We start from the raw sequence: 415 nt of genomic DNA on the forward strand, positions 1-415 counted from the left end.
TAGGCAGTCCCGCCAGTCCAAGCCCATCATTTCCACCCCCCGCCTTACTATGCTTACCTGCCTTTTCCGTAAACTGATTGGCACTGATGGTGATATTACCGCCCTCTAGTACGATGCTGGCACCGCCTGCGGAAAGGGTGATTTTATCATTGGCAACCACCTCGACGGCTTGGGTCGAAGAGGCGATATTGATATCTTGCTTAGCCATTGCTTCAAGCTTGCCTGTGTGTGCGGAGAGGAGGATATTATCCTTAGCGTTGGTCATGCTCATACTGCCATCAGCGACCATGGTCATCGATGCACTGCTCACTTGGCTGTGACCATCGCCACTGGTCACTCTCATATCTGCTTGAGTGGTGGTCAGCATCTCACCCATGCTGCGCTGGATCAAGGTATCCTCACTGACATAGCTGAT

Annotated in this window: 1 protein-coding gene; it reads right to left on the reverse strand. The window is 52.3% G+C overall.

Going from position 1 to position 415, the window contains the following annotated elements; all coding sequences use genetic code 11:
* On the reverse strand, positions 1-415 hold a 415-nt coding region (locus ACFI32_RS14865), incomplete at both ends, for a DUF2345 domain-containing protein (protein ID WP_462627397.1).

Source organism: Psychrobacter sp. PSi21, from assembly GCF_054960615.1.